Genomic DNA, 14,920 nt, shown 5'->3' on the forward strand with positions numbered 1-14,920 from the left:
CGGACCGGCGCGCAGCGCGCGGCGGTCTGAGCCCTTCAATAGGAGTCCATTCAACATGGATGTTGCGGGCAAAATCGTGGTGGTGACGGGCGCCGCCGAAGGCATTGGCGCCGCGCTCTGCCGCCGCTTCGCTCAAGCAGGCGCCGCCAAGGTGGTGGCCGTCGATCGCAACGGCGAGGGTGCGAGGGCCGTGGCCGCCGAGCTTGGAGGCGATGCGGTCAGGCTTGACGTCACCAACGGCCCGGAACTCGAGGCCGCGGTCGCGGACATCGAGGCGCGCTACGGCCGTATCGACCTGTTCTGTTCCAATGCGGGCGTCGGCGGCGGCGACCCTGACAAGCAAAGCGCCGCCTCGTCTGCTGACGACGTCTGGGAGCGCGCGTGGAGGGTCAATGTCATGGCCCATGTGCATGCCGCCCGAGCGGTGACGCCAGGCATGGCCGCCCGAGGGAGCGGCTATATCCTCAATACGGTTTCGGCCGCGGGCCTGCTTTCCCAGATCGGCGGCGCCGTCTATTCGACGACGAAGCACGCTGCGGTCGGGTTTGCGGAATCGCTCGCGATCACCCACGGCGATCAGGGGATAAGGGTCTCGATCCTTTGTCCTCAGGGCGTCGATACGGCGATGCTGCGCGAGGGCGACGCCTCATCCCAACCTCAAAACCTCGACGGCGTGCTCACCCCGGAGGACGTTGCGGAAAGCGTCATCGAGGGCTTGGCGGCCGAAACCTTCTTGATCCTGCCGCACGCCGTCGTGGAGACCTATATGCGGCGAAAGGCGGGCGACTACGACCGTTGGCTGGGCGGCATGCGCAGGCTGCGCGGCAAGATGTTGAGGCCTCAATAGGTTCGGCGACAATCGCTCCAGACAACAAGCAGCGTTGCAATACGAAACCCCAAATGAGGTCGCCTGTTCGCGGCCATCGACAAGGACGCCATGACCAAGATCACCTACCTCGAGCACGACGGCGCCGCACATGTCGTGGATGTCGCGCCTGGCCTCTCCGTGATGGAAGGCGCGACGAAGAACAACATACCCGGCATCGACGCCGACTGCGGCGGGGCCTGCGCATGCGCGACGTGCCACGTCTTTGTCGACCCCGCCGACCTCCATCGGACGGGCGGGCGCAGCGAGATGGAGCAATCGATGTTGGATTTCGCCGAAGGCGTTCAGGAGAACAGCCGACTGTCCTGTCAGATCAAGGTCAGCGACGCCCTGGAAGGTCTCACAGTGACCATGCCGGAGAACCAGCACTGACCTGCGCCATCGTCGGGTCAGATGAAAATGGCCACCGACTGGCGCATCGCGATCACGGGTGCGCCCAGATCGTTCCACAAGGTCATGCTTTGCGTCGAGTATCCCTGCCGGACTGATTGAGCTGAGCATTCGGCCAACCACCAGCCCGAGGCGCTCGCGGGCGCGTCCGTCAGCATGTCCAAGGCCCAGGTCATGGTGCTGAACGGCGCCATGTGCGGGAACAGCACCGTAGCCGCCGCCGGCGGCGCGTCCGCCAACGCGACCAGGCCCGGCAGGCACGCATTGGCGGCGGCCTCCTTGTGCCGCAGCCACGTCTGCATCATCGGGTCCGAGTCCGGGGTGCGCGGGCGCGCGCCGCCGGCAAGCCTCATGTCGAAGTGATGCGAGGCGGCGGGTCGTCCAGGAGACGTGAAAAGCTCGGGACAGGCGTCCCAGGCCGCCACGTTGGGCGCCGCGACATCGAGATGGTCCAGGACGGAATTCCGACCTTCACCGAAGGCAAGCGCGCCCCGCGCGGCCAAACCCGCCGCTCCCGTCAGGTCAACGCCGACGAACACCGTGGATCGTCCGCGGCGCAGCACGCTCGGCTGGATCCTCAGCGCCCCGGTGGCCGGTCCGACCAGCGCGAACTGGGCCGAGCGGAGGGGCGGGAGATTCGCCGTGCTCCGCTGAGCGGCCTCCAAACAAATAGCCGCGGTCAGGCCCCCATAGGCCGTCCGTCCCTGAAGCCAATTGTCGGGCAACTCGACCGAGAAGATATCGTTGGTCGCCGTCATTGCTGACAGAAGGGATGTGAAAGGAGTCATAGGTTGGACGCTCATCACCGTCGACGGAAGGGGTGAAGTCCCCTTTCCTTGTGCGCCACCGTCGCGCCATCGAACGCGACGCGCTTGCGCCTTGGATTCGTTACCAGCAGCACCCCTAGATATCTACCAAAATTCCAAAATCCTATTGACTATCCACCTTCTTCGGAAGGGCATATTCGTCAATTTTGCCAATGATATAAGGCATACTTTGAAAGTAGAGGAGCTCATGCCTCGAAGGACACGTAATACTAAGTTCTTTTTTTTAACTAGACTCACGCTGATTTTTCCCTCTCCCTCAGGGCAACAAAAAATGGGAGGGAAACCATGTCGGATTCGAAGTGCTACGCATGCGCAGCCGCGCCTGCCGATTTGAGCTGGCGCCGCCTGCGCTGGGCCGCCCTAGCCGGCGTGTCCATGGCCGCCTTGATCGCGCCTTGCGCCAATGCGGCGGACGCCACGGCCAGGCCCAGCAATGTGGTCGAGGAGCTCATCGTCACGGCGCAGAAACGTGAGGAGAGTATCAACAGCGTCCCGATGTCGATCACCGCCGCATCCGGCGAGCAACTCGCCCGCCAAGGCATCAGCGAACCGCGCGACCTGGTGAAGCTCGTACCCGGCTTCACCTTCGCCCAGTCAAACACCTCTTCGCCGATCTACACGCTCAGAGGCATCGGCTTCGTCGATATCAGCGTCGGCGGACGACCGACGGTCAGCATCTATACCGATGAAGCCCCGATCCCGTTCGCCATCGAGACGCGGGGAACCAGCCTCGACGTGGAGCGCGTCGAGGTGCTGAAGGGGCCGCAGGGCACCTTGTTTGGGCAGAACGCCACGGGTGGTGCGATCAACTTCGTCGCGGCCAAGCCCACCGATTTCTTCAAGGCGGGCGCCGACGTCAGCTACGGCAGGTTCAACACCATTGAGGCCAGCGGCTTCGTCAGCGGCCCCATCACCGACACCCTGCTCGCCAGGGTCGCCGTTCAGCGCAAGTACAGCGACGATTGGCAAAAGAGCTACACGCGTAACGACGCCAACGGCCGTGAGGACTTCAGCAACGGCCGCGTGCTCCTGGACTGGACGCCTACGGACAATTTCCGGGCGCAACTGAACGTCAATGGCTGGATTGACCGGTCCGACACGCAGGCCACGCAGCTCATCGCCATCGAGCCGACGAACCCCGCCGTGGCGGCGGCGCTCCTTCCGCAACTCCTCGCCTACCCGCTGTCGCCCGAGACCCCGCGCGCGGCGGACTGGACTCCGAACCGGAGTCTCGCCCGCAAGAACAAGTTCTTCCAGACCAATCTGCGGCTCGACTACACGCTGCCGAACGAGATGACGCTCACATCGCTCACCTCCTACAACCGTTTCACCATCCGCCAGCCCATGGATGTGGACGGAACGTCGCTGAGGAGCCTCGACCTGTTGACGATCGGCCATATCAACGCGATCTCGGAAGAGCTGCGCCTGGCCGGCGACCTGTTCGGTCGAGGCCACTTCGTGGTCGGCGCCAGCTATGCGAACGACAAGGTGCTGCAGAGCGACTTCGTCAACATGCATGAGACCTCGCTCGGAACCCAATTCGTCTTCTTCGGATTGCCCAGGTTCGAAACCTTGCGCTCACAGGATGACCAGCGCGCCGTAACACGCGCCGTCTTCGCCAGCGTCGACTACGATCTGACCTCGACAGTGACGCTCAACGCCGGCGCCCGCTACACCAAGATGAAGGATGAGTTCAACGGCTGTTCCGGCGACACGGGCGACGGCGTTCTCGCATCCGTCTTCGGGCCCTTCTGGAACATCCTGCGCGCCGGCAAGGGGCTGCCGCCCAACAACCCCACGGTCCAGGTCGGCGGCTGCGCCACGGCGGACGAGAACTACGCGCCGGTGACGCCGCGGATCTTCAACACGCTGAAGGAGGACAATGTCTCCTGGCGCGCCGGCGCCGAATGGAAACCCATCGAACGCACGCTGATCTATGCAAACGTCAGCAAGGGCTACAAGGCGGGGGGCTTCCCGATTACCGGCGCCACCCAGGCCCTGCAATTTCTGCCTGCGACACAGGAATCGGTCGTGGCCTACGAGGTGGGTTTCAAGGCGACGCTCCTGGAGCAAACGCTCCAGCTCAACGGCGCGACGTTCTACTATGACTACCGGGACAAGCAGATTCTCGGGCGCTACGTGGACCCGGTCCTTGGCCCGCTGTTCCGCCTGGTCAACGTCCCGAAATCCGACGTCCGCGGGGCCGAGTTGCAGGCCATCTGGGCGCCGGTGCGCGGCCTGACGGTCCACACGGGGGTCTCTTACATCAACTCGCGCGTCCTGGGCGGGTACTCGAATTTCGATGAACATGGACAACTCACGAGCTTCGACGATGAAGCCTTCCCCAATACGCCGAAGTGGCAGTTCGTCTCGGACGTGAACTACACCTGGAGCCTCACCGACAAATTGGATGGCTTCGTCGGCGGCGGCGCCACCTACCAGAGCGCCTCAAACAGCCAGCTTGGCGAACTGCCCCTGCTTCGCACCAAGGCCTACACCCTGGTCGACCTGCGGGCGGGCGTTGAGACGACTGACGGCAGGTGGCGGGTCTCCGCCTGGGGCCGCAACATCTTCGACACCTACTATTGGTCGGCGGCCACCCACACCAATGACACCACGGTGCGGTTCGCCGGCAAGCCGGCCACCTATGGCGTCGCCCTCACCTACCGGTTCGACTAGGGTCCATCCTCAATTGGACGGGCGTGATTGATGGGTTGCGAATTCAAGGCTCCTGGAAGGGAGCCTTGAGAGCCCCGCCGCCAGCCGGAACCGCTGAACGGGACGAAGATCGACGCCGACCTGGTCGGCCCTCTCACCTCGATCGCGCAGGTGTGCGACGGTCTCGACGCTGAAGCCCTCGCCCGGATCCTTGAGCGGACGCCGCAACCGCCTCCGGCCGCCTTGGCCCAGGCAGGTGCGCTCAACGCGCGTCGCCCCCAGGACCTCGATGGCGACATCAGGTGCCAAAACACCACTATAATTTGCCCAAGGCGCCGATTGGCGCTGAAAATGGCGAATAAATTCGGCTACAAGTAAGTGCTAAACTGGCATCAATATAAGAGATTGGAGGGGCGAAACGTGGGATCAATTGGTCACCCAACCACGTTTTGGGCTCGCCGCCTCGCCGCCTCGGCGCCGCGCGTCGACGATCCCCTCGCGCGGCTTCCAAGGCACGTCTCCGGCGCCGCAGGATGACCGTGTCTCGGGTATTGCGCTCAGCCCGTAAGCCGAAGGGACGCGGCGTCGAACGCCGCGAGGAAATTCTCGTCGCCACCTTCCGTCTGCTAGGCGAGTTCGGGACAGGCGCCGTATCGACGCGGATGATCGCGCAGGCGTCGGGGATCTCGCAACCCACGCTCTACGCCTACTTCTCGAGCAAGGAGGATATAGTTGCGGCTCTGCACGCGCGGGCGCTCCGAGCCTTGAGCGACCAAATGCGCTTCACGTCGGAGCTCGCGCACCCCTCCCTTGCGGACCTTCAGCGGAGCCTTCGCGCCTTCGTCGATGTCGGACTTCAGAATCCCGACTTCTATCGACTGGCCTTCATGCCGGAGCTTCCGCATGGCCGCGAAGCCGCGGAGGATGGAACTTCGACGGACCTCGGCGACTGCTATTTACGATTGCTTGGCCTCGTGGAGACCCTGCACGGTCAAGGTCTACTCGTGCAGGCTGGCCCCACCTATGTTGCGCAAAGCTTGTTCGCCGGCGTTCACGGGCTCGTATCGCTGATGATAGCTCGGCCGGCCTTCGGCGCCGGCGATCGGGAACGTCTCATCGCCGCTCACCTCCGCATGCTCACGGCAGGCGTAGCCTACGCGCCTTGATGAGCTGCTCCGCACGACTTGGGCTGTTGGTGAAGGTCCCAATAGGCCTCGGGGGCCACACCTAGACGCCGACCTCCTTCATTGAACACGCTGAATCAGCAAGCCTCGCCTTATCCACCCGCCGCCGTGAGAGGATGAGCTGTTTTCCCATCATGAACTCCGGGGGCGCATTGATCGCTTCAACCGACTGGATCTGGTCGCCCTTCAGGTGGAATACGGCGAAGCTCGCCGCGGATGGGTCGCCGCGCACGATGATCTCGTCAGCGTCGAAGGCGTAGCCGGCGATCTGGAGTTTCAAGTCGAACTGGTCGCTCCACTGCCACGGGCATTCGCCGTTCGGACGCGGGCGGCCGGTAATGGCGCAGGCGGCCTGCCTGGCCTGCTCCAGGGCGTTCGGCACGCTCTCCATGCGGAACATGCGCTCATAGATCGGCATGGGACGACGGGCGACATCGCCGATCGCGAAGATGCTGCGGTCCGTAACTGAGCGGGCGTCGAGATCGACCACCACCCCATCGGCGCACTCCAGCCCCGCAGCGTTGGCAAGCTTGTCATTAGGTGTGGCTCCCACGCCGATAACGACGACGTCGCAGGCGATCAATCGCCCATCGGCGAGCTTCACGCCGGTCACCTGGCCGCCGCGGCCCTCAAGAGCCACGACTGAGCACCCGAGTTCGAAAGCGACCTGGTGCTTCTGATGATGCTCGGTGAAAAAGTCCGACAGGGTCTCACAGGCGACCCGGGCGAGGATGCGCGCCTCGCGTTCCACCACCACCACCTCGGCGCCCAGCGCCCGGCCGGATGCGGCGACCTCCAGCCCGATATAGCCGCCGCCGATGACGGCCACTTTCTTCCCCGGCCCTATCTGGGCCTTGAGCGCTTCGGCGTCGGCCGCCGTGCGCAGGGACAGGACACCCGAAAGGTCCCCGCCCTCGACTGGCAGGGTCAGCGCGCGGGCGCCTGTCGCCAGGATCAACAGATCGTACGCGACGGTTTCCCCGTCGGACAGCCTCACGGCCTTGTCGTTGCGATCGAGGCTCACGGCTTCAACGCCTGGACGGAAATCGATCCCATTGTCGGCGTAGAAGGCGAGCGGCTTCAGCGCCAGGGAGTCGGCGTCGGCCTCGCCCTTCAGCCAGGCCTTGCTGAGCGGCGGGCGCTGGTAGGGCGGGATCGCCTCGTCGCCAATCAGGGTGATCGACCCCTTGTGGCCGTATTGCCGAAGCAAGGCCGCCACTGCGCCACCGGCGTGGCCCGCCCCGATGATCGAGACACGCTGCAGGGCGTTGTTCACTGGGCGCCTCCTGATCCTGGGCCAGTCTTCATTTCGCTCGGCGCGCCGCTATTGAGCGGCCGGCGCCACCCGCGGTGCGAGCGGAGGCTGGCGGCGCCCGCTCACCAACGCTCGCCAGCGGGCCGGATCTCGTGCTCGAAGGTCCAGGCGTCCGTCGGCTGCTGGTGAAGCGCCCAATAGGCCTCGGCCACCGCCGCCGGACGCATCAGGACACGATCGGGCACGGGACCGTCGCCGGCGGCCTGACGCATGCGCTCGCGGACCCAGGCGGTGTCCACCCCTGAATCGATCACCAGGTGGGCGACGTGGATACCCTGCGGGCCAAGCTCTCGCGCGGCCGACTGAGCCACGGCCCGGAGCCCGAACTTGGCGCTCGCGAAAGCCGCGTACCCGACGCCGCCCCGCAAGCCGGCTGTCGCCCCGGTGAAGAAGATCGAACCCGCGCCCCGCGGGAGCATGTGCTTGGCCGCTTCCCGGCCGCTCAGGAAGCCGGCGAAGCAAGCCATCTCCCACACCTTCCGGAAGACGCGCGAGGTGGTCTCCACGAGCGGAAAGTTGACGTTCGCCCCGATATTGAAGATCGACGCCTCGATGGGCGCCGTGCGTTCGGCCTCCTCGTAGAAGGCGATCATCTGGTCCTCGTCACGCGCATCGAGCCCCCTGGCCACGACGCGGCCGCCGGCGGCCTCGATCTCGGCCTTCAGCGGATCGAGTTTCTCCGCCTGGCGGCGACCGACAAAGACCGTGTAGCCCTCCGCCGCGAATCTCTTGGCGATCTCTCCGCCGATGAAGTCTCCCGCCCCGACAACCACCGCCGTGGCGTTGCGGGAAGGCCTCTCTGAACTGGATGAGCCGGACATTTTTCGATCCTGTTGCTGGCGCGCTGGGCGGACGATCGCCCAGCTGGCGCGACGCCCCCTGGGAGCGACGACGAGACATCTATGTGAGTTCTTTTTTAAAACTCGTCAAGCGTTCTTGCCGCTTCCCGGGTATGCCGAATTGCGTCGAAAGACCGGCCGCGGCGAGGCGCGAAGGGGCCAGGCTGATCCGCCGGTCGCTAGCGACGGCCTTCACTGGGACGCTGCCGGGGCCTGCACGCCCATTGCGGCTTGAACTGTACGCTGGCGCGGAGGCGCGCTGCGGAGCGCGGCCCGGTCAATGCACGGAGGAGGCGCGATGGGGCGTCGCGGCGCCGACGGTATCGACCTCGGCGGTCACTATTTCCCTCAGAACCGGCGCCACCGCAGCTGACAGCAAAGGTCCGATCGCTCCCGGACAGTCTAGGCGACGGCACAGACAGATCACGCCATTGGCTACGGCCCAAAGCGCCCTCGCGCCGGTTTCGATGCGCGCGCAATCATCGGGAGACCGCCCGATGAAACCGACGAGCGCAATTTCAAGTTCGCGGAGGCAGGCCGCGTCGAGTTCGCGGCCCAGCGTCCAGATCTTCCCCGAGCCCTGCGCGCCCGTTCCGGCAAGAAGGAGCTCATAGACGTCAAGGTTCTGGAGCGCCCACGCCGTGGTGGTCTCGAGGATCGCGAATGCGTGGCCCATCGGGCCCGACGCCTCATGCTCAAGCGCGCCCAACCTCGCCTTCAGGGCGGTCACCTTCAGCTCACAGGCGGCCAGGACGAGGCCTTCCTTTCCGTCAAAGTATATGTAGAGGGCGGCCGCCGACACCCCCGCTTCCGCACCGATGCTTCGCACCGTCGCAGCTTCGAAGCCGACCTGCTCGAACACCTGCAGAGCGGCGCGGAGGACCCCCGCCCTTCCGACGGGCGGTTCGCTTGATCGGGGGCGTCCACGAGGAGGGCCTGGGCGTCGCAAGGCAGGGTTCAAGCGGCTCGACCGAGCGCGATATAGCGCTCCAGATGGTGGTCCACGTCGCCCAGCAGGTGATCCAGCATGATCAGCCGTTTCACGTAGTGCGAAAGAGGCAGCTCCCAGGTCATCCCGATGCCGCCGTGCAGCTGGACGGCTTCCTCAGCCACGAGAGCGGCCACGCGCCCAAGGGTGTATTTCGCCGCCGAGAGGGCCCGCTCGCGGGAGACGCGCGGCCCGCCGAAGGCGGCCACGGCGTTGGTCAGGGCCGATCGCGCCTGCTCGATCTCGATCAACACGGTGGCCATCCGGTGCTGCAGCGCTTGGAAGCTGCCGATCGGCTGCCCGAACTGCTTGCGGGTGCGCAGGTATTCGGCGGTCATGTCCTTGACGACATCCAGGGCGCCGACGCCGTCGGCGCACAGGGCGACAACGCCCGCCCCCGTGGCCTTCTCGATCACCTCGAAGGCCCCGCCCGCCACACCCAGCAGCCGATCTGCGCCGACCTCCACCTGGTCCAGCAAGACCTCGGCGCTGCGCGCGCCGTCGACGCCCACATAGCCCCGGATCGAGAGCCCGGGCGCCCCGGCCGGCACGAGAAAGAGGGACACGCCCTGTTCGTCGTCGGGCGCGCCGGACGTGCGAGCGGAAACGATGAACTGGTCGGCGGCGTCGCCATAGGACACCACCGCCTTCGCGCCGGAGAGACGCCAGCCTCCGGCGCCCGCCGCGGCCGTCGTCTCGACCCGGCCAAGCTCATAGCGGCTTCCGGGTTCCTGGTGCGCGAAGGCGATGACGGCGTCACCGGCGATGATCGCCTGCAGCAGCGCCTCCGCCTGCTCACCCCCGACGCTCGCCAGGCAGCTCCCCGACAACAGGCTCGCCAAAAACGGCCCCGCGACCGCGCCGCTTCCCAGCGCCTCGAAGACTGCGGCGATGTCGTCGGGTCCGCCGCCATAGCCGCCGAGTTCCGGATCGAACAGCGCGCCCAGCGCGCCGAGCTCGGCCAACTGCCGCCAGGCCTGGGTGCTGTAGCCGGGCGCGGCGCCGGAAAGTCTCGTGCGCGCCTCGAGCGGATAGCGCTCGGCGACGAAACGACGGAGCGTGTCGGCCAGCATTCGCTGGTCGTCTGTAGGGTTGAAGTCCATGGCTGGTGTTCCGCTCAGAGCTTGAGGATGGCCTTGGTGATGATGTTGCGCTGCACCTCGTTCGAACCGCCGTAGATCGTGAGCTTGCGGCTGTTGAGGTAGGCCGGCGTCACCCCAGGGGCGTAATCAGGTCCCACGGGCTCGGCGTTGGAGCCGGGCGCAAGACTCTCGGGCTGGTACGGAAGCGCATAGGGTCCGAGCGCGCGTCGCGTGAGGCTCCGGATTTCTTGGTGAACCTCCGTGCCCTTCACCTTGAGCATCGAACTTTCAGCGCCGGGCGCGCCACCTGCCGCGGCGGCGGCGACCACGCGCAAGGTGGTGGTCTTGAGGTTCTCCAGCTCGATCTCGGCCCGCGCGATGCGCGCGGCGAAGAAGGGATCTTCGGCCAAGGGTCGCCCCCCCTTGGTCTCGGTTCTCGCGACGTCCTTGAGCAGACCGAGCGCGGCCACCGAGGCGCCCACCATGGCCATGCTGGTGCGCTCATAGGTCAGCAGATACTTGGCGTAGGTCCAGCCCTGGTTCTCCTCGCCGATCAGATTGGCCACAGGGGCGCGGGCGTCGGTGAAGAAGACCTCATTGACCTCGTGGTCGCCGTCCAGGGTGATGATCGGCCGAACCTCGACACCCGGTTGATCCATGTCGACCAGAACGAAGGAAATTCCCTCCTGCCGCTTGCCGGTGTTGGCCGTGCGCACCAGGCAGAAGATCATGTTCGCGTGTTGGCCGAGGCTGGTCCACGTCTTCTGTCCATTGATCACGTACTCGTCGCCGTCGCGAACAGCCGTGGTCTTGACGGCCGCAAGGTCAGATCCGGCGCCGGGCTCGGAGTACCCCTGGCACCACCAGTCGTCGCCGTTCAGCATTCGCGGCAGCCAATAGGCCTTCTGCGCCTCCGTCCCGAACTTGATGAGCACCGGCGCCAGCATATTCAGCCCGAACGCAACGGTCGGCGGCGCGTGGGCCAGCGACTTCTCGTAGTCCCAGATGTACCGCTGGGTGACTGACCAGCCTTGGCCGCCATGTTCCTTCGGCCAGTGGGGCGCGAGCCAGCCGCGGGCGCTGAGGGCGGCTTGCCAGGCCTCGGTCTCGCCTTTGCTGAGATGCTTGCCCAGCCTCACCCTTTGGGCGAGGTCCGGAGGCAGCGTTTCCGCGAGGAATTTTCGCACCTCCTGACGGAGGGCCTCGTCTTCGGCGCTAAAGGTGAGATCCATTTCCTCATCCCGATCGGCGCAGACCCGGCAAAATTCGGGACCGCTGCGTTATAAGTGCTATTTTCTTACCTTACTTACATGGATTTGCCGAACCTTCAACAGACCCGTGAGCCGTATTTTTTCGACACATTCGACGCATCCCGCAGCGCCGACCACCTTGAAAGATTGCAAGTCAGTTCCTTTTTATGATTATGCGCTATCGATCGGGCCGGATGGAACCATGCGATGCAGCCCTGGACAGAAGGAGACCACGCGGACGCGGCTCCTGCGCGAGACGGCGGAGTCCATTAGCGCCCGTGGCGTGGCCGCCGCCCTCGGCGGCGTGAGCGCCGCGGCTGGCGTCACGCATGGCGGCTTCTATGCGCATTTCCGGTCTCGAGACGATTTGGTCGCCGCCGGTGCTCGCGAGATGTTCTCGCCGAGGGACGCGGCCATGCTCCCGGCGACCTCGGATGGGCGGCGGAACTTGGCCGTCTACGTGGACTTCGACCTCAGCAGAGACCGCCGGACCGCAACTTGCCCGGTCCCGTTGCTCGCCGGCGAGGCCGAGCGGTTCGCCGACGCAGCGCGCTCAAACTTCGCCCAGGGCGTCGCCCGGCTCACGACGGCGATCCGCCCACAGCTCGCTCATGCTAGGCGCAGCGCTCCTGATGAGGAGGCCCATTCGGTCCTGGCTGAACTGGTGGGCGCGCTGGCGCGGGCCGAGCCCGATCCGGGACTGTCCGGTGCAAGCCTGGAACATTCCCGACTGGCCACTCGGCGCGGGCTGGACCTGGACCAAGCCGCCGCCGCCGACGACGAAGGGCCTTCGGGTTAGGGCCTTGAGGGAGGCGCAGGCGCAAGAAGAGCTCACCGCCATCGTCGCGCAACTGGCCGGCGACCTAGCTGCGGTGATCGCGCTCGAAAGCGACCCGGCGCTGCAGACCTGGCTAAGGTCCCAATTGGGCGCGCGCGATCTCGAGCCCGTCCACGTCCGGGTCGGGGCATCTGAGATCTGGGCCCTTCTGGACGCCCGCGGGGCAATTCTGGTCCGCCAAGCGCCGCCGTTCGGGGCTCGGTTCGACCTGTTCACGGAAGTCCGGCGAGACCCCGCGCTCCTGTCTCGGCTTCACGCCAGCATCCGCCAGACCGGCGCGAAGGTGCGGGCCGAAGCGCTGCTGGCCTTCGTGTTCGACAGCGCGAAGGATCCCTCCCGCCGGTCGATGAGCGAACTCCTGCGCCGGGCGCCGCTGCTGGAACAAACCGCATACCGCTTCGTGGCGGGCAGCATCACTAGCCTCCAAACAATGCGCAGAGACATCTACGCCTCAACCGAATCCTCGGGGCCGAGGTGGCGTCGAAGGTTACAGGCCTACTGGCGGCTGGCGCTGGCAAGCAGCCATCTCAATCTTGTGGCGACCTCCAAGGCGTCTCGCGGCTGGCTCGTCGACATGTCGAATAGCTTCGAATGGATCGAATGGACCCCGAGCCTGTGCCTCGTGCAGGAGCGATCCCTCTGGTTCGGCGCCGTGGCGGCGCGCAGCGTGACCGCGTTCGGTGACGCAGTGGTCGAAAAGTACCTCCGCGCCCTGGCCCTCGCGGACCAGCCGATGCGCGCGTTCGACGCTACGTTCGCCCTTTTGGCCATCGCTTTGGACGCCCCACGGGTTGCGCCCGCATTGCGCCAAGCGCTCGCCGGACAGGCGCAAGTCTTCCGACGCCAAGGCGGGCCGTACGGGCCGCTGCAGGCGAACATGCTGGAAAACGCCCTCACCTGCTTGGCGGACCCGGAAGCGGCGGATCGAGCCTTCCTCAAGGCCGTGGGCACGCTGGGGCAAGCGCTTGAGCAAGGCCGAGGCCTGCTCGGCCGCGCGGCCATCCGCCTGGACCTGACGACGCCGATCGATGCGGACGGCTATCTTGGATTCCTGAGCTTGCCGCGCCTCCTGCGAACGCCCCTCCTCGACCTCTATCCCGGGGAACCTGTTCACCTCTCCGCGTCAGGCCTGCCCCCGTCAGAGATCGCCGCGCACCTGGCCCAGGCTTTCAGCGGCGCGTCTCGCAACCCGCTCAAGGTCCACTGACGGGCGAGCGACGGCCCCGAACGTTCCAATCCTACAACCGCGTCCTGGGCCGACCTCCGCCGATCACGACAGTGATACGGAAAGCCAGCGCACATCCAAAACGCCCTTGAACATCTGACGAACCTCTGTCAGTGCTATTTTCCTACTATATGATCTGCCGCCTTCCGCAGCTGCACATTTCGACAATGGGAATGAGATGAAGGTCAAATTCTTCTTCGATTTCGGTAGCCCGAACGCCTACATGTGCCACCGCGTGATCCCCCAGATCGAGGACGCGACCGGCGTCCCTTTCGAGTACGTGCCGATCCTGCTGGGAGGCGTCTTCAAGCTCACCGGCAACCAGTCGCCCGCGACCGCCTTCGCCCATATCAAGAACAAGCCCGAATACGAACGGCTCGAGACCGACAGGTTCCTGCGGAGACACAAGCTCTCCGACTTCCGGTTCAATCCGCATTTCCCGGTGAACACGCTCCAGCTGATGCGGGGCGCGGTGGCGGCTCAGGAGGCCGGCGTGTTCGAGGCCTTCGTAAAGCAGGTCTATGACGACATGTGGCTTCGCGGGCGAAGGATGGACGATCCGGAGGTCTATGCGGCCTCGCTCGTGGAGGCCGGCCTGCCGAAAGACGATATCCTGCGCCTGGCGCAAACTGACCCCGTGAAGTCGAGGCTCCTAGCCAACACTGAAGGCGCGGTGGACGCGGGAGTGTTTGGGAGCCCTTCGTTCCTCGTGGGCAAGGAGCTGTTCTTCGGCAAGGACCGGCTCCGGGACGTCGAGGAAGAGATCACCGCCGCCGCAGCGACGCAGCCAGCCTAAGACCTGTAAGGCGTAGCCATGTTGGACAGCCCCGACCGATACCGACGAGACGCCGAGCTCGTAGAGCAAATAGCGAGGCAGATCTCCCTCCAGCCCGATAGGCTAGAGCTACTAGCGCAAGCGAAGTCTTTGCGTCGGCGCGCAGATGAAATCGAGGCCCGCCCGACCTTCTGGACCAACGCCCGGCAGACGCTTTGTCCGCGCCGGCTTAGCCGTCGAACGCTCCCGCGCCGCCCATGGCGGCTCTGGAACTAAGCGACGAGCTTCACTTCACAATGGGGAAAGATCCGCGATGAAATACTATCTTTGCAAATACATTCCACCCCGCGCTGATTTCTTGCCGACGATGAGCAGCGACGAACGCACTTGGATGCAGCAGCACGGCGCCTACATGGACGACCTGCTCGAGAAGGGGGTGATCGTCGCCCACGGGCCCGTGATGGATCCGGCGGGCGGCTACGGGGTGTCGCTCTATCAGATCGCCGATGACGGCGACATCGCGGCCTACACGTCGCAGGACCCGATTGTGAAGAACGGCGCAGGCCACTACGAGCACTATCCGATGCTGCAGCTGCATTCACGCGGGTGAGGCCGACGGCCGGCAGGCAAGGCCGCTGGCGTGCTACGCCAGCGGCCTGATCG

14 protein-coding genes are annotated in these 14,920 nt (G+C 65.5%); 8 read left to right on the top strand and 6 right to left on the bottom strand.

All coding sequences use genetic code 11. The annotated features are described in order from the left end of the window. Window positions 1-82: 82 nt before the first annotated feature. Window positions 83-847, top strand: coding sequence for an SDR family oxidoreductase (locus ASE02_RS17355; RefSeq protein WP_200957714.1), 765 nt, complete (start codon window positions 83-85; stop codon window positions 845-847). A 90-nt stretch (window positions 848-937) separates the two neighbouring features. Continuing rightward, entirely contained in the window at window positions 938-1,258 is a 321-nt protein-coding gene (locus tag ASE02_RS17360) for a 2Fe-2S iron-sulfur cluster-binding protein (RefSeq protein WP_056735800.1), read from the top strand. Between the two features lie 17 nt (window positions 1,259-1,275). Here ASE02_RS17360 and ASE02_RS17365 read toward each other — a convergent pair whose 3' ends face one another. After that, window positions 1,276-2,034: a thioesterase family protein gene (locus tag ASE02_RS17365; RefSeq protein WP_235536742.1), complete on the bottom strand. Its 759-nt coding sequence runs from the start codon at window positions 2,032-2,034 to the stop codon at window positions 1,276-1,278. 354 nt (window positions 2,035-2,388) lie between these two features. Here ASE02_RS17365 and ASE02_RS17370 point away from each other — a divergent pair, with 354 nt between their 5' ends. Continuing rightward, complete coding sequence (locus tag ASE02_RS17370) at window positions 2,389-4,782, top strand: TonB-dependent receptor (protein WP_082602184.1); 2,394 nt, start codon at window positions 2,389-2,391, stop codon at window positions 4,780-4,782. A 512-nt stretch (window positions 4,783-5,294) separates the two neighbouring features. Next, complete coding sequence (locus tag ASE02_RS17375) at window positions 5,295-5,927, top strand: TetR/AcrR family transcriptional regulator (protein WP_056735801.1); 633 nt, start codon at window positions 5,295-5,297, stop codon at window positions 5,925-5,927. A gap of 61 nt (window positions 5,928-5,988) precedes the next feature. Here the strand turns inward: ASE02_RS17375 and ASE02_RS17380 are convergent, their stop codons facing one another. The 5 genes from ASE02_RS17380 to ASE02_RS17400 all read right to left on the bottom strand — a co-directional run bounded on the left by ASE02_RS17380 (window position 5,989) and on the right by ASE02_RS17400 (window position 11,401). Continuing rightward, window positions 5,989-7,221, bottom strand: a complete 1,233-nt coding sequence (locus ASE02_RS17380) for an NAD(P)/FAD-dependent oxidoreductase (RefSeq protein WP_056735802.1) — start codon at window positions 7,219-7,221, stop codon at window positions 5,989-5,991. 101 nt (window positions 7,222-7,322) lie between these two features. Continuing rightward, a complete protein-coding gene (locus tag ASE02_RS17385; RefSeq protein WP_056735803.1) occupies window positions 7,323-8,081 on the bottom strand; it encodes an SDR family NAD(P)-dependent oxidoreductase in 759 nt (252 codons plus the stop codon). A 295-nt stretch (window positions 8,082-8,376) separates the two neighbouring features. Beyond that, a complete protein-coding gene (locus tag ASE02_RS17390) occupies window positions 8,377-9,060 on the bottom strand; it encodes a TetR/AcrR family transcriptional regulator (RefSeq protein ID WP_369818583.1) in 684 nt (227 codons plus the stop codon). Further along, window positions 9,057-10,190 (bottom strand): acyl-CoA dehydrogenase family protein, encoded by a 1,134-nt coding sequence (locus ASE02_RS17395; RefSeq protein WP_056735805.1) that lies wholly within the window; start codon window positions 10,188-10,190, stop codon window positions 9,057-9,059. The genes ASE02_RS17390 and ASE02_RS17395 overlap by 4 nt, the downstream gene beginning before the upstream one ends. Before the next feature lie 14 nt (window positions 10,191-10,204). Further along, window positions 10,205-11,401: an acyl-CoA dehydrogenase family protein gene (locus ASE02_RS17400; protein ID WP_056735806.1), complete on the bottom strand. Its 1,197-nt coding sequence runs from the start codon at window positions 11,399-11,401 to the stop codon at window positions 10,205-10,207. Window positions 11,402-11,621: 220 nt separating this feature from the next. Between ASE02_RS17400 and ASE02_RS17405 the strand changes: the two genes are divergently transcribed. The 4 genes from ASE02_RS17405 to ASE02_RS17420 all read left to right on the top strand — a co-directional run bounded on the left by ASE02_RS17405 (window position 11,622) and on the right by ASE02_RS17420 (window position 14,867). Beyond that, complete coding sequence (locus ASE02_RS17405) at window positions 11,622-12,218, top strand: TetR/AcrR family transcriptional regulator (RefSeq protein ID WP_056735807.1); 597 nt, start codon at window positions 11,622-11,624, stop codon at window positions 12,216-12,218. Next, on the top strand, window positions 12,127-13,464 hold the full coding sequence (locus ASE02_RS17410; RefSeq protein WP_156406105.1) for a hypothetical protein: 1,338 nt from the start codon (window positions 12,127-12,129) through the stop codon (window positions 13,462-13,464). The genes ASE02_RS17405 and ASE02_RS17410 overlap by 92 nt, the downstream gene beginning before the upstream one ends. A 196-nt stretch (window positions 13,465-13,660) precedes the next feature. After that, complete coding sequence (locus ASE02_RS17415) at window positions 13,661-14,278, top strand: 2-hydroxychromene-2-carboxylate isomerase (RefSeq protein WP_056735809.1); 618 nt, start codon at window positions 13,661-13,663, stop codon at window positions 14,276-14,278. Between the two features lie 292 nt (window positions 14,279-14,570). Further along, window positions 14,571-14,867, top strand: a complete 297-nt coding sequence (locus ASE02_RS17420) for a YciI family protein (protein WP_056735810.1) — start codon at window positions 14,571-14,573, stop codon at window positions 14,865-14,867. The last annotated feature ends 53 nt before the right edge of the window (window positions 14,868-14,920 follow it).

Source organism: Phenylobacterium sp. Root700 (assembly GCF_001429025.1).
In the GTDB taxonomy this organism is placed as follows: Bacteria; Pseudomonadota; Alphaproteobacteria; order Caulobacterales; family Caulobacteraceae; genus Phenylobacterium.

Excerpts from the sequence above, each read along its gene's own strand:
- ASE02_RS17415 (WP_056735809.1), top strand. The coding sequence starts at position 13,661 with ATGAAGGTCAAATTCTTCTTCGATTTCGGTAGCCCGAACGCCTACATG.
- ASE02_RS17400 (WP_056735806.1), bottom strand. The coding sequence starts at position 11,401 with ATGGATCTCACCTTTAGCGCCGAAGACGAGGCCCTCCGTCAGGAGGTG.
- ASE02_RS17375 (WP_056735801.1), top strand. The coding sequence starts at position 5,295 with ATGACCGTGTCTCGGGTATTGCGCTCAGCCCGTAAGCCGAAGGGACGC.
- ASE02_RS17365 (WP_235536742.1), bottom strand. The coding sequence starts at position 2,034 with ATGACGGCGACCAACGATATCTTCTCGGTCGAGTTGCCCGACAATTGG.
- ASE02_RS17370 (WP_082602184.1), top strand. The coding sequence starts at position 2,389 with ATGTCGGATTCGAAGTGCTACGCATGCGCAGCCGCGCCTGCCGATTTG.
- ASE02_RS17385 (WP_056735803.1), bottom strand. The coding sequence starts at position 8,081 with ATGTCCGGCTCATCCAGTTCAGAGAGGCCTTCCCGCAACGCCACGGCG.
- ASE02_RS17420 (WP_056735810.1), top strand. The coding sequence starts at position 14,571 with ATGAAATACTATCTTTGCAAATACATTCCACCCCGCGCTGATTTCTTG.
- ASE02_RS17395 (WP_056735805.1), bottom strand. The coding sequence starts at position 10,190 with ATGGACTTCAACCCTACAGACGACCAGCGAATGCTGGCCGACACGCTC.
- ASE02_RS17405 (WP_056735807.1), top strand. The coding sequence starts at position 11,622 with ATGCGATGCAGCCCTGGACAGAAGGAGACCACGCGGACGCGGCTCCTG.
- ASE02_RS17360 (WP_056735800.1), top strand. The coding sequence starts at position 938 with ATGACCAAGATCACCTACCTCGAGCACGACGGCGCCGCACATGTCGTG.